Below are 13472 nucleotides of genomic sequence, written 5' to 3' on the forward strand. Positions count from 1 at the left end.
AAATCACGCGCGCAAAAACCCTTTGCGCGCGTTTTTTGTAGCGGAAGCCATGTGCGGCTTTCGCGATAACGTTCAGAAGCAATCCGGCAACTGGACGATGACGGGCAAGGTGCCCGTCGCGCGGCGCGATCCTCCAAAGATCCCCGCGACCATCGGAAGGATGGACGCCATTCAGAATACCAGAGCCATGGCAGGATCGCCGGACGCTGATTTCGCGACATCGCGAACAGCTTCTTGCCGTCTTGCGCATGGCTTTTGTGTTTTGGACTTCAGTGTTTTTGGCCGTCACGTCCTCCGTGAACCCATGAAAGAAACCTAAGATGTTTAATGTTCACTCCGTCGAGATCGATTGGGGCGGTCGTCCGCTCAAGCTGGAAACCGGCAAGGTTGCCCGTCAGGCTGACGGCGCCGTCATCGCCACCTATGGCGAGACCGTCGTTATCGCCACCGTCGTCGCCGCGAAGACTGCCAAGGATGGCATCGACTTCCTGCCGCTGACCGTCGACTACATCGAGAAGACCTATGCAGCCGGCCGCATTCCCGGCGGCTACTTCAAGCGCGAAGGTCGCCCGACCGAGAAGGAGACGCTGGTCTCCCGCCTGATCGATCGCCCGATCCGCCCGCTGTTTGTCGATGGCTGGCGCAACGAAACCCAGATCGTCGTCACCGTGCTGTCGCACGACATGGAAAACGATCCGGACATTCTCGCGCTGGTCGCCACCTCGGCTGCCCTGACGATTTCCGGCGCCCCGTTCCAGGGCCCGATCGGTGCAGCCCGCGTCGGCTTCATCAATGATGAATACGTCCTCAACCCGACCCTCGACGAAATGGCCGACACCAATCTCGACCTCGTCGTCGCCGGCACCGGCGATGCCGTGCTGATGGTGGAATCGGAAGCCAAGGAGCTCAACGAAGACGTGATGCTCGGCGCCGTGATGTTCGGTCACCGCCACTTCCAGCCGGTCATCAAGGCGATCATCGAGCTCGCCGAGAAGGCCGCCAAGGAGCCGCGCGAGGTCAAGACCATCGATGACAGCGAAATCGAGAAGGAAATGCTCGGTCTCGTCGAAACCGAGCTGCGCGCTGCTTACGCGATCCCTGTGAAGCAGGACCGCTACGCCGCCGTCGGTGCCGTCAAGGCGAAGGCGATGGCGCACTACTTCCCGGAAGGTCAGGAGCCGAAATACGACAAGCTCCGCATCGCCGGCGTGTTCAAGGAACTGGAATCGAAGATCGTTCGCTGGAACATCCTCGACACCAAGAAGCGCATCGACGGCCGCGACCTGACGACGGTTCGTCCGATCGTCGCCGAAGTTGGCGTGCTGCCGCGCGCCCACGGTTCGGCGCTGTTCACCCGCGGTGAAACCCAGGCGCTGGTCGTGACCACGCTCGGCACCGGTGAAGACGAGCAGTACATCGACTCGCTGTCGGGAACGTACAAAGAGACGTTCCTGCTGCACTACAACTTCCCTCCCTACTCGGTCGGCGAGACCGGTCGTATGGGCGGCACCAAGCGTCGCGAAATCGGCCACGGCAAGCTCGCCTGGCGCGCAATCCATCCGGTTCTGCCGGGTCACCACGAATTCCCGTACACCGTGCGCGTGGTGTCGGAGATCACCGAGTCCAACGGTTCGTCGTCGATGGCATCGGTTTGCGGTGCTTCGCTGGCGCTGATGGATGCGGGCGTTCCGATGAAGCGTCCAACGGCGGGTATTGCCATGGGCCTGATCCTCGAAGGCGCACGCTACGCGGTTCTGTCGGACATCCTGGGTGATGAAGATCACCTCGGCGACATGGACTTCAAGGTGGCTGGTACCGATACCGGCATCACCTCGCTGCAGATGGACATCAAGATCGCCGGTATCACCGAAGAGATCATGAAGGTCGCTCTGGGTCAGGCCAAGGAAGGCCGCATTCACATTCTCGGTGAGATGTCGAAGGCGCTCAACAACGCCCGTGCCGAGCTCGGCGAATACGCGCCGCGCATCGAAACCTTCAAGATCGCCACCGACAAGATCCGTGAAGTGATCGGCACCGGCGGCAAGGTGATCCGTGAGATCGTCGAAAAGACCGGCGCCAAGGTCAATATCGAAGACGACGGCACCGTGAAGGTGGCTTCGTCGGATGGTGAGTCGATCAAGGCTGCGATCAAGTGGATCAAGTCGATCGCTTCGGATCCGGAGCTCAACGCGATCTATGAAGGCACCGTGGTCAAGGTCATGGAGTTCGGTGCATTCGTGAACTTCTTCGGCGCCAAGGACGGTCTGGTTCACATCAGCCAGCTCGCCGGCGGCCGCGTGCAGAAGACCTCCGACGTCGTCAAGGAAGGCGACAAGGTCAAGGTCAAGCTGCTCGGCTTCGACGATCGCGGCAAGACGCGTTTGTCGATGAAGGCTGTCGATCAGGAGACCGGTGAAGATCTCGAAGCCAAGCAGAAGGCTGCCGAAGGCGCGACTGCAGCGGAGTAATTTTCGCGACATTGCGAAGTACGAAAGGGCGGCCGAAAGGCCGCCCTTTTTGTTTAGCGGCAAGACACCTGCCCCCATCACTGCGAGGTTTGAAACGACACGGCGATGTGATCGAAAGATATGAAGCTTTCCTTTGTAGTTTTCCTTCGTATCCTGTAGTCCGAGGTTATGACGGACCATCATGACAACCCCGAAGATGCCCGGGCGCTGGCATTGGCGACCGAGATTCGCGACCTGATCGGTCAGGTGAAGCGCAGATTGCGTGAAAAGGCCGGCATCGGCGACCTGACGATGTCCCAGGTGGCGGTGCTGAGCCGGCTGGATCGCGACGGCCCGGCGACGGTGACCCACCTTGCTCGCGCCGAGGGCGTGCGGCCGCAATCCATGGGCGCCACGGTGGCAGCGCTGGAGACCACCGGGCTGGTCAGCGGCACCCCCGATCCGAATGACGGTCGCCAGACCATTTGGGCGCTCACCCCCGCCTGTAAGGAATGGATCCGTGTCGGTCGCGCCGCCCGTGAGGACTGGCTGTTCCACGCCATCCAGAAAACCCTGACCGCCGTGGAGCAGGATCAGCTCGCCGGCAGCATCGGGTTGCTCAAGCGCATCGTCGACGCCTGATCGCGCCGTCGCATTCAAAGGAGAGCTCCATGGCCCTCACCATGCTCGATCCGAACACCGCACTTATTGTCGTCGATCTGCAGCAAGGCATCGTCGCGCTGCCGACGGTGCATCCGATCGGGGACGTCGTGAAGCAGACACGTGTGCTGCTCGACGCGTTTCGCGTCCGCGAATTGCCGGTCGTGCTCGTCAACGTGGCCGGCGGTGCGCCGGGCCGCACCGAACAGCTGCGCCGATCGGTGCCGCTTGCCGAGGACTGGACCGATCTCATCCCTGAACTAGATCAGCAACCCCGCGATATCACCGTGACCAAGCACAGCTGGGGCGCGTTCGCCACGACCGATCTCCAACAGCAACTGAAGTCGCGCGGTGTCACGCAAGTCGTCATCGCCGGTGTTGCGACGGGAACCGGTGTCGAAGCCACTGCGCGCCAAGCCTATGAAGCGGGCTTCAACGTCACGCTCGCCGTCGATGCGATGACGGATATGCGCGCCGAAGCGCATGATTGCAGCATCGCCAACGTCTTCCCCCGTCTCGGTGAGACCGGCACCACGCAGGACGTCATCAACCTGCTCGACAAACGGAGTGCGTGAGATGCTTTGGCTTCATTATCTCGCCTGGTTCTTCGGTGGCGCTTTCCTCATCAATGTGATCCCGCACCTCGTGAGCGGCGTATCCGGCCGGCCGTTTCAAAGTCCGTTCGCGAAGCCGCCGGGCAAGGGACTGTCGTCCTCGACGGTCAATGTGATCTGGGGCTTCGTCAATCTGGTGATCGGCTATCTTCTCGTCGTCCGCGTGGGCGATTTCGATCTGCATTCCACGATCGATGTCACCGCTTTCGGTCTTGGCGCTCTGCTGATGGCGATCTTTACGGCGCGGCTGTTCGGGCGCCTTCACGGCGGCAACACACCGCTCGGTTCATGAGTATATCGGCCACCGGTACGTTCCGCTCGCTGCGCGGTTTCAACTATCGCGTCTGGGCAGGTGGTGCGCTGGTGTCGAATATTGGCTCGTGGATGCAGCGCACCACGCAGGACTGGGTGGTGCTCACGCAACTCACCGACAACAACGCCACCGCGGTCGGCATCGTGATGGCGCTGCAGTTCGGGCCGATGCTTCTGCTGTTGCCATTCACGGGCTATGCCGCCGATCATCTGGATCGCCGCAAGCTGCTGATCGCGACGCAGGTGGCGATGGGGCTGCTGGCGCTTGGGCTGGGACTCCTTCTCCTCAGCGGTCACGTGCAGCTCTGGCATGTCTATGTGTTCGCGTTCCTGCTCGGCTGTGTTGCGGCCTTCGATTTTCCGGCACGGCAGACCTTCGTCTCCGAACTGGTCATCGAGGCCGATCTGTCGAATGCCGTCGCGCTCAACTCGACCTCGTTCAACGCGGCGCGGATGATCGGTCCGGCGGTTGCTGGCCTCTTGATTGCCCATGTCGGCTCCGGATGGGTGTTCATTCTCAATGCGGTCTCGTTCATGGCGGTGCTTGGCTCCCTCATGCTTCTGCGCGCCGATGAGATGTATCCGGCGCAGCGTTCTGCAGGTGGCCGCGGCAGTCTGGTCGAAGGCTTTCGCTATGTCTGGAAACGGCCGGACCTGAAAGCCATCCTGCTGATGCTGTTCCTGATCGGCACCTTCGGTTTGAACTTTCCGATTTTCATCTCGACCATGTCGGTCACGGCCTTTCATGCCGGCGCCGGCCAGTATGGCGTCCTGACATCGATCATGGCGGTCGGGTCGGTGATCGGTTCGCTGCTGGCGGCGCGGCGCGACAGGCCGCGCCTCAGTCTTCTGATCGTCGGTACCGCTGTGTTTGGTGCAGGCTTCGTCCTCGCCGCCGCGATGCCGAGTTACTGGTTGTTCGGTCTCACGCTGATTGTCATCGGTATCGCAGCTCAAACCGTGACCACCTCGACCAGCAGCCTGGTGCAGCTCTCGACCGAGCCGGCCATGCGTGGTCGCGTGATGGCGATCCTGCTGGCCATTGCACTTGGTGGTACGCCGATCGGTGCGCCGATTGTCGGCTGGGCCGCTGATCGATTCGGTCCGCGCTGGGCGCTAGCCATCGGCGCGATCTCGGGAATGGCTGCGGCCCTGGTCGGCCTGCATTATCTCCTGAAGCACCGCGACGGCCAACGCAGCGTCCGGCCCGGTGGATCCTGATTCGCCCCATGTGAGACGGTATCTCAGACCTGTGATGTGCTATGTCGCGCTGCGTCACAATGCCCGCACACAAAACTGCCAGAGATGCGGTGCGTATTTGCCAGACGTAGCAGTCCATATTCAAGGGAGAAGCCCCATGTCATCGATGTCCCGACGCCATCTCATGCTCGCTGCGACCGGCATCGCTGCCGCGGTCGTCGCGCCCCGTCTTGCTTTCGCCCAGGCGGCTGCGCCGGCCACCCCTACTGCCGGCAATGCGCCATTCATCCTGCCGCCGCTGACCTATCCGGTCACGGCGTTTGAACCGCATATCGATGCCAAGACGATGGAGATCCATCACGACAGGCATCACGCCGCCTACGTTGCCAACATGAACAATTTTGCCAAGGATACCCCGGTGATCGGCGAGAAGCCGCTGGTCGAGGTGCTCGGCAATCTCAACAGCGTGCCTGACGCGATCCGCACCGGCGTGCGCAACAATCTCGGCGGCCATGCCAACCACACCATGTTCTGGCAGATCATGGGCCCGAATGGCGGCAAGCCGGAAGGCGATGTGCTCGCGGCGATCGATCGCGACCTCGGCGGCCTCGAGAAATTCCAGACCGATTTCAACGCCGCCGGCGGCCGTCAGTTCGGTTCTGGCTGGGTGTTCGTGATCGTCGACAAGGACGGCAAGCTGTCGATCGAGACGCGTCCGAATCAGGACAATCCGATCATGGACGGCAAGCGCGCGCTGATGGGCAACGACGTCTGGGAGCATGCTTATTATCTGACCTACCAGAACCGTCGCGCTGATTATCTCAAGGCGTGGTGGAATACGGTCAACTGGACCAAGGTCGGCGAGCGCTATGCGGCGGCAAAGGCCGGCACGCTGGCGGTGTAGTGTTTTCCTTCTCCCCGCTTGCGGGGAGAGGGTGGCGCGGACGAAGTCCGCGACGGGTGAGGGGGAGCTAGCGAGTGAAACACTGGCTCCCCCTCACCCGGATTACTCGCTGCGCTCGCAACCCGACCTCTCCCCGCAAGCGGGGCGAGCTTAAGTAAGAGCCGTTTCTACTTCCTCAGATCACCTTCGTCCGCCGTGCTCTCCGCGAGCGTAGCCGGCTCGATGCCGTAGCGCTTGATCAGCGGCATCTGCGCCACCGCGAAGACCATGGTCAGCGGGATCACGCCGAACGCCTTGAAGGCTACCCAGAAATCCGTGCTCTGGGTGCGCCAGATCGCTTCGTTCAGAAGCGCCATGGCGAAGAAGAACAGCGCCCAGCGCTTCGTCAGCGCACGCCAGCCTTCGTGTGTGAGATTGAACATCTGGTCGAACATGATGGCGATGAAGGATCGGCCGAACAACAGGCCGCCGCCGAGGATCGCTGCGAACAGGCCATAGATGATGGTCGGCTTGACCTTGATGAAGGTCTCGTCATGCAGCACTAGCGTCAGCGTGCCGAACACCAGCACGATGACGGCGGTGACAAGCGCCATAATCGGCACATGCCTGACCACGACATAGGACGCGATCATCGCCGCGACGATCGCCACCATGAAAGCGCCGGTGGCGACGAACAGGTTGAACTTCGCATTGGCGACGAAAAACACGATCAGCGGGCCGAGCTCGGTGGCGAGCTTGAATAGCGGGTGCGGCTGCTTCTTGTCGATCACGTCAGTCATGTCAGCTTTCAATTCCTGCAATCGCCTGCGCGAAATCCCTGGCGGTGAATGGCGCGAGATCGTCGATGCCTTCGCCGACGCCGATGAAATGCACCGGCAGTTTGTACTTTTCCGACAGTGCCACGAGGATGCCGCCGCGCGCGGTGCCGTCGAGCTTGGTCATCACAAGGCCGGTGACGCCAGCCGTACGATGAAACGCTTCGACTTGCGACAGCGCGTTTTGTCCCACTGTGGCATCGAGGACCAGCAGCACCGCATGGGGCGCCGAGGCATCGACCTTCTTGATGACGCGCACGACCTTCTCGAGCTCGACCATGAGTTCGGTCTTGTTCTGCAGGCGGCCGGCGGTGTCGATCAGCAGCACGTCGCGTTTGTCGTCGCGCGCCGCGGTGACGGCGGTGAAAGCGAGGCTCGCGGAATCCGAACCCTGCGCACCGGCGATGACCGGCACCTTGTTGCGCTCGCCCCAGACCTTGAGCTGCTCGATGGCTGCCGCGCGAAACGTATCGCCGGCGGCGAGCATCACCTTGCGGCCTTCGGCGGAGAAGGTGGACGCCAGTTTGCCGATGGTGGTGGTCTTGCCGGAACCGTTGACGCCGACCACGAGGATCACGAACGGCTTGTGCGAAGTATCGATCACCAACGGCTTGGCGACCGCCGAGAGCACTTTCTCGACCTCGGTGGCCACAACGGTTTTGACCTCGTCGGCCGAGATCGCCTTGTCATAGCGGCCATGGCCGACGGCGGCGGAAATCCGCGCCGCCACGTCGGTACCCAGATCGGCGCGCAGCAGCACGTCCTCGATATCCTCGAGCATGGCGCGGTCGAGCTTGCGCTTGGTCACGAGGTCGGCGACCGCGGTGCCGAGGGCGCTCGAGGTGCGCTTCAGCCCGCCGGAGAGCCGTCGCCACCAGCTCAGTTTTGGCGTTTCGGGAGTGTCGCTCATGTCGGGGGTGTGTTAGCCGTTTCGCGCCATGATTCAAAGTATGACCAGTGAAAGTGACGAAGACGTAAGCTTGGAGGCCGAGCCCCGGCTGGAACCCCGCACCGATGCGGTGGAGCTGACCGAGGCCGAGATTCTGGCGCGGGTGCTGCACCGTGACGGCCTGATGCTGGTGATCGACAAGCCAGCCGGCCTGCCGGTGCATCGCGGCCCCAAGGGCGGCGCCAATCTGGAAACATCGTTCGAATTCCTGCGCTATGGCCTGCCGCGTGCACCTGTTCTGGCACATCGGCTGGATCGCGACACCTCAGGCTGCCTGGTGCTCGGCCGGCACCGCAAGGCGACAGCGTCGCTGGGCCTGCTGTTCAAGCACAGCCGCATCCGCAAGACCTATTGGGCGGTGGTCGAGGGCGGGCCCGCCGAGGAGTCGGGCGTCATCGACATGCCGCTCGGGCGGCTCAATGCCGATCGGGGCTGGTGGATGAAGCCGGATCCCGAGGGTCTCAAGGCCGTCTCGAATTTCACCGTGCTCGGCCGCGGCGGTGGCATGAGCTGGCTGGCGCTGGAGCCGGTGACGGGTCGCACGCATCAGCTCCGCGTGCACTCTGCGTCATCCGGATTTCCGATTGTCGGCGACAATATCTACGGCAACGGGCCACGCTTCGGCGAGCCGACACTGCATCTGCATGCCCGGGAGATCGTGATCCCGATTTCGCGCAACAAGGACCCGATTCGTGTCGTCGCGCCGGCCCCGCCGCATCTGCATGAGCGGCTGAAGGAGTGCGGCTGGAACGGGGAGTAACGCGTCGGGATAGCGCGCAGCACCCGCGCTATAACAGGCCACGCTCACGCGGCAGCGCCGTTCTGAACTGTCACCGTGCCATCGGGGTTTAACGTGACGGTGAGTGCACACATGTTCGGTTCGAAAACCAATGGCACGACGACCGCCAGCTTGGACGGATCGAAGATTTCGCCCTGCACGACATCAGCGAGCGTCATCCAGTATCTCGCCGTCGACGTGAACGTAAATGTCATGTTCGGCGCGGCCTGCATCACCTCGGTCGCTGATCCGGCCATGCCAATGCCGACGTTTGCCGTGTCCATCGGGATCGTTCCGTCGCATGTGATCATCAGGGAGTCGTTTTGCCCCTGCCGCTGGTCGATGAAGCCAAAGGCCTCGCTGCCATAGGTCAATGTGACGAGGCTGCTGGCTGGCAGTGTCGCCGGCAGGACCTCTACCGCGGCGAATGCAATACCCGGCGCGAGCTTGCCGCTCTCCATCCAGACGAAATCATAGCTCGGCTGCCAGGAAAAGATCAGCTCCGTCCTCGGGCCGACCCGCATGACGAACCAGGCAGGGACAAGCCCGGAAGGCGCGTTCTGGCTGGATTGAAAGCAGACGAATGTCTGTGTTGAAGCGCTGTTATTGAAAAATTTCAGTTCGTAAACCGGCAGGCCACCCGCAATGGCCGATGCAGCCGTCGCACCGGGCTCGCCATTTCTGTGGTCTGCGAAATTGATGCGGACGACTGACGGCATGCCCCACCTCCATCGCGCACCGTTGCGATGGCGCGTAGGATTAATATATCGCAACCATGGGTTGAATGAAAGGGGCGTCTGTCTAAAACAATGTGGGCGATGGATGCGTAGCTCACGAACAGATCGATTGCCCTGGGACGCGAAGCTTGTTTCAGGCAACCGAAGCGAACAGCTTCGGATCGAACGTGCCCTCATATTCAAACGCGGCCGGCCCCGTCATCAGCACGTGGTCGTCGCTCTCGCGCCATTCGATGGTGAGTTCACCGCCGGGCAGCGTCATATGCACAGTGCGATTGGTCCGGCGCAGGCGAGCGGCGGCAACAGCGGTTGCGCAAGCCGCGGAGCCACAAGCCTTGGTGAGGCCGGCGCCGCGCTCCCAGGTGCGCATCACGATGTGATCGCGATCGACGATATGGGCCAGCGTGATATTGGCGCGGTCCGGGAAAATCGGGTGGTTTTCTAAGAGCGGGCCGAACTTCTCGAGGTCATAGGCCTGGATGTCGTCCACCCAGAAGATGGCATGAGGGTTGCCCATCGAGACCACTGACGGGGTGTGCAGGATTGGCGCGTCGATCGGGCCGATCTGCAGCTCGATGCCGCGGGTGTCACGGAATTCCTCGGCCAGCGGAATGTCCTGCCAGCCGAACTTCGGCGTGCCCATGTCCACCGTGTAGAGATCCGGCGTCGGGCCTTGCCAGCAATTGATCAGGCCGGCCTTGGTCTCGAATGTGAGTGCCGTCTTGTCGCCGCCGGCAAAGGTCTGCCGCGCCACGCAACGCATGCCGTTGCCGCAAGCGCCCGCCTCGGAGCCGTCATTGTTGTAGATCGAGACGAACGCGTCAGTGCCGGCCAGCCGGGGCTTCTGCAGCACCATCAACTGGTCATAGGGCACCCCTTCGGGGGTGGCCACGGCCCGGGCGTCGGCAGGCGTGATACCGGATGCCGTATCGCGCAGGTCGATCACGACGATCTCGTTGCCGATGCCGTTCATCTTGGCGAAGGAATGGTTGGCCAGTGCGCTCATGCTCGGTCCCGTTGATCTCAGCCTTATATGGCGAGGCCGGGCAGATTGGCCAGTGCGGCGATTCTGTGTCGGCTGTTTTGAATGGCCCTGCGCAATTTGGGGAGGGGACGAAAGCTGCGGCTGCGTGTTACCATGGTGCCGTATCGCGCATGTTGCCGGACGCTGCGCTGCAGGATGTCACTGGAGACCCTTCGAATGACCCGTTCTCGCCTGTCCCGCCTCGCCACTGCGGCGCTGATCCCGGCAGCCGCGCTGACGCTGAACGCCGCGGCCTGGGCACAATCTCCGCCTGCCACGCCGCCAGCGGCAAGCTCCCCGGCCACCCCGCCCGCGCCGGCGACACCAGCTCCGGCGGCAACGGCTCCCGCCACACCCGCTCCCGCCACACCGGAGACGCCGGCCCCCGCCGCGCCGGCAACGCCGCCCGCCGCGGCGCAGGCCCCTGCAACGCCACCCGCGCCTCAGGTCCAGGTTGCCGATCCGTTCGGCGAGGAAATCACGCTGTCGCCGAAGCAGATGGTGACGTTCGTCGGCAAGGCCAATTGGGATTCGGCCTTCGATACGCTGATGGATGCGTTCAAGCAGATCACGACCGTGCTCGACAAACAGGGCGTCAAATCATCCGGCAATCCGATGATCGTCTATACGACCACCGACGACACCGGCTTCACCTTCCTCGCGGAAATCCCGGTCGATCAGGAGGTGAAGAACCTGCCGAAGGCGATGAAGATGGGCCTGTCACCGGATGGTAAGGCGCTGAAGTTCGTCCATCGCGGCTCCTACGACAATATGGACAACACCTATGAGGCGATCACCAATCACCTCGATGACAAGAAGTTAGAGGCGAAAGACACGTTCATCGAGGAATACATGACCGATCCCTTGAAGACGGCAGAAGACAAGCTGGTCATCAATGTCTATGTGCCGCTCAAGTAGCCGAGCCGTAGCTCTGTCATAGCCTCTGGTCATAAAGAAGCCTTGGACGGTCGCGAGAGAATGGGCATGACAAATCATTTCGCTCTCGCTTCGCTGGCCATTGCGCTCATCGCCACTCCTGCGCTCGCGCAGGTCAATCCACCGCCGGTGATTTCCGTCTCCGGCGAAGGCACCGTCTCGGTGCCGCCGGATCTTGCTGTCGTCGATGGCGGTGTCACGACTGATGCCAAGACGGCACGCGAGGCCGCCGAGGCCAACAATACCGCGATGGCCAAGGTGCTGGCGGCCCTGAAAAGCGCGGGTATCGCCGAGAAGGACATGCAGACGTCGCGGTTGTCGCTGTTTCCGCAATATGCGCAGCAGACCCGTCCCAATCCCAATCCTGGCCCCAACGTCATCTCGGGCTATCGTGCGAGCAACCGCGTCACCATCCGCGTACGCGACGTGACCAAGGTCGCCGGCACCATCGACGCGCTGGTGTCGTCGGGCGCCAATGAGGTTGGCGGCATCAATTTCATGGTGACCAAGGCGTCGCAACTTCTCGACGATGCGCGCAGCGACGCGATTGCGGATGCGCGGCGCAAGGCAGAGATTTACGCCAAGGCTGCCGGCGTCAAGCTCGGCGCGCCGATCAGCATCTCCGAGGACTCCGGCAGCGCGCCAGCGCCAATGATGTTGCGCAAGATGGGCGCCGATGTGGCATCGGCTCCGGTGGCGCAAGGCGAGGAAGTGCTGCGCGTGAATGTCAGCGTGAGCTGGGAAATCAAGCCGGCGCAGTAACTACAAACTCGGTCATGGCCGGGCAAAGCGCGAAGCGCGGCTTCGCCAGATGTCCCGGCCATCCATGTCTTAGTCTTCAGTCTTCGCTAAAGACCTGGATGCCCGGCACATCTAGCGAAGCTCGCTTCGCGCTGGTCGGGCATGACGACTGAGAGTTCGTGCTCTCCTTAAATCTCCACCACCTGTCCCGGCTTAAGCGCCATAAACTTCTCACTGGGCAATTCCGCCGCGGTGCATGCGGCAGCCAATCCTTGCACCGGTCCGTCGATCGCTTCATCGGTGAGCTGGAATGTGCTGTGATGGCTGGCTAGCGCCTGCTGCGCGCCGCAATCGCCAAAGGCTTTCACGGCGTCTTCCGGATTCATGTGCTGGTCCTTCATGAACCAGCGTGGCTCATAGGCGCCGATCGGCAGGATCGCGAGCCTGATAGCACCATGGGCTTCGCGCACGCGGCGGAAGTGGAGGCCGTCGCCATAACCGGAATCACCGACGATGTAGATCTTGCCCGCCGGCGTCTCCAGCACGAAGCTCGCCCACAGCGACTTGTTGCGATCGAACAGACCGCGCGCCGTCCAGTGTCGCGTCGGCACCAGCGTGACCGCGAGACCGTTGCCGAGCTCGACGCGATCTGTCCAGTCATAGGCCTCGGCCTTGATCGCGCTGTCGGCGCTCTTCATGGTGACGTCATTGCCGAGCGGCGTGATCACGCGCGGCGCAAATTTTGCGGCGAGCTTTGAGAGCGTCGGAAGATCGAGATGGTCGTAATGACCGTGCGACACCAGCACGATGTCTATTTTCGGCAGCTTGTCGAACGCGATGCCGGGTGCGGTGTGGCGCTTCGGGCCGGCGAACGAGAATGGCGAGACACGGTCGGACCACACCGGGTCGAACAGGATGTTGATTCCCGCGGTCTGGATCAGCCAGCTCGCGTGACCCACGTAACTAAAGCGAACGCCCGTACCCTCGACCTTGGCCGGCGGCGTATCGGCAAACTCGTTCTCGACCCAGTCGGGCCAGACCTCGCGCGTACGGCCGCCGCCGAATTGCCACCGCAGCACTTCGCCGAGCGACTTGGGCGGCACGCCGTCGGGATCGAAGAAGATCTTGCCGTCGAAGTGATCGGAGACGGGGCCGTCATAATTGGTCATGCGGGAAGCCCAGAAGGCCGACAGCCCAGCGGCTGCGGCGAGACCGCCCAGCGACGTCAGAAGGCGGCGGCGGGTGAGAATCATGGAGCTGGATCAAATCCGGTGGGACGACGGGCTGCGCCCAACGAGGCGCAGCCCGCATCAGATGGAATTTGTCAGTGGATTCCGCAACCCGCGCCGATCCTT

Annotated in this window: 14 protein-coding genes; 9 read left to right on the forward strand and 5 right to left on the reverse strand. The window is 62.4% G+C overall.

Annotated elements, in window-relative coordinates:
* Nucleotides 1–320 precede the first annotated feature (320 nt).
* The 6 genes from pnp (at nt 321) to BLW80_RS10825 (ending at nt 6137) form a co-directional block, all read left to right on the forward strand.
* Nucleotides 321–2468 (forward strand): polyribonucleotide nucleotidyltransferase, encoded by a 2148-nt coding sequence (pnp, locus tag BLW80_RS10800; protein WP_089266441.1) that lies wholly within the window; start codon nt 321–323, stop codon nt 2466–2468.
* A gap of 168 nt (nt 2469–2636) precedes the next feature.
* On the forward strand, nt 2637–3089 hold the full coding sequence (locus tag BLW80_RS10805) for a MarR family winged helix-turn-helix transcriptional regulator (RefSeq protein ID WP_093757902.1): 453 nt from the start codon (nt 2637–2639) through the stop codon (nt 3087–3089).
* A 29-nt stretch (nt 3090–3118) separates the two neighbouring features.
* Nucleotides 3119–3682 carry an isochorismatase family protein gene (locus tag BLW80_RS10810; RefSeq protein ID WP_089266445.1) on the forward strand — a complete coding sequence of 188 codons (564 nt, stop codon included), beginning with the start codon at nt 3119–3121 and terminating at the stop codon, nt 3680–3682.
* A 1-nt stretch (nt 3683) separates the two neighbouring features.
* Nucleotides 3684–4013 (forward strand): hypothetical protein, encoded by a 330-nt coding sequence (locus tag BLW80_RS10815; RefSeq protein WP_089266447.1) that lies wholly within the window; start codon nt 3684–3686, stop codon nt 4011–4013.
* Complete coding sequence (locus tag BLW80_RS10820) at nt 4010–5254, forward strand: MFS transporter (protein ID WP_093757903.1); 1245 nt, start codon at nt 4010–4012, stop codon at nt 5252–5254. Before BLW80_RS10815 ends, BLW80_RS10820 begins: the two co-directional genes overlap by 4 nt.
* 136 nt (nt 5255–5390) lie before the next feature.
* Nucleotides 5391–6137: a superoxide dismutase gene (locus tag BLW80_RS10825; RefSeq protein ID WP_089266451.1), complete on the forward strand. Its 747-nt coding sequence runs from the start codon at nt 5391–5393 to the stop codon at nt 6135–6137.
* A 167-nt stretch (nt 6138–6304) separates the two neighbouring features.
* Here the strand turns inward: BLW80_RS10825 and BLW80_RS10830 are convergent, their stop codons facing one another.
* Both BLW80_RS10830 and ftsY read right to left on the reverse strand, forming a co-directional pair.
* Nucleotides 6305–6904 (reverse strand): septation protein A, encoded by a 600-nt coding sequence (locus BLW80_RS10830; RefSeq protein ID WP_093758216.1) that lies wholly within the window; start codon nt 6902–6904, stop codon nt 6305–6307.
* A gap of 13 nt (nt 6905–6917) precedes the next feature.
* The gene (gene ftsY / locus BLW80_RS10835) at nt 6918–7862 is read right to left on the reverse strand and encodes a signal recognition particle-docking protein FtsY (RefSeq protein ID WP_093757904.1); all 945 of its coding nucleotides are present in this window, start codon (nt 7860–7862) and stop codon (nt 6918–6920) included.
* A 163-nt stretch (nt 7863–8025) separates the two neighbouring features.
* On the opposite strand from ftsY, the gene BLW80_RS10840 reads away from it, so the two are divergent.
* Complete coding sequence (locus tag BLW80_RS10840) at nt 8026–8661, forward strand: RluA family pseudouridine synthase (protein WP_244528182.1); 636 nt, start codon at nt 8026–8028, stop codon at nt 8659–8661.
* Between the two features lie 44 nt (nt 8662–8705).
* On the opposite strand, the gene BLW80_RS10845 is transcribed toward BLW80_RS10840, so the two are convergent.
* Together BLW80_RS10845 and dapF are read right to left on the reverse strand one after the other, a co-directional pair.
* On the reverse strand, nt 8706–9398 hold the full coding sequence (locus BLW80_RS10845; RefSeq protein WP_093757905.1) for a RhiA family protein: 693 nt from the start codon (nt 9396–9398) through the stop codon (nt 8706–8708).
* A gap of 151 nt (nt 9399–9549) precedes the next feature.
* A complete protein-coding gene (dapF, locus tag BLW80_RS10850; RefSeq protein ID WP_093757906.1) occupies nt 9550–10422 on the reverse strand; it encodes a diaminopimelate epimerase in 873 nt (290 codons plus the stop codon).
* A gap of 195 nt (nt 10423–10617) precedes the next feature.
* On the opposite strand from dapF, the gene BLW80_RS10855 reads away from it, so the two are divergent.
* Together BLW80_RS10855 and BLW80_RS10860 are read left to right on the forward strand one after the other, a co-directional pair.
* Nucleotides 10618–11358, forward strand: coding sequence for a GyrI-like domain-containing protein (locus BLW80_RS10855; protein WP_089266456.1), 741 nt, complete (start codon nt 10618–10620; stop codon nt 11356–11358).
* Between the two features lie 66 nt (nt 11359–11424).
* Nucleotides 11425–12138, forward strand: coding sequence for an SIMPL domain-containing protein (locus tag BLW80_RS10860; RefSeq protein ID WP_093757907.1), 714 nt, complete (start codon nt 11425–11427; stop codon nt 12136–12138).
* Between the two features lie 167 nt (nt 12139–12305).
* On the opposite strand, the gene BLW80_RS10865 is transcribed toward BLW80_RS10860, so the two are convergent.
* The gene (locus tag BLW80_RS10865; RefSeq protein WP_170849634.1) at nt 12306–13370 is read right to left on the reverse strand and encodes an MBL fold metallo-hydrolase; all 1065 of its coding nucleotides are present in this window, start codon (nt 13368–13370) and stop codon (nt 12306–12308) included.
* Nucleotides 13371–13472: the final 102 nt, after the last annotated feature.

This window comes from Tardiphaga sp. OK245, assembly GCF_900108575.1.
In the GTDB taxonomy this organism is placed as follows: domain Bacteria; phylum Pseudomonadota; class Alphaproteobacteria; order Rhizobiales; family Xanthobacteraceae; genus Tardiphaga; species Tardiphaga robiniae.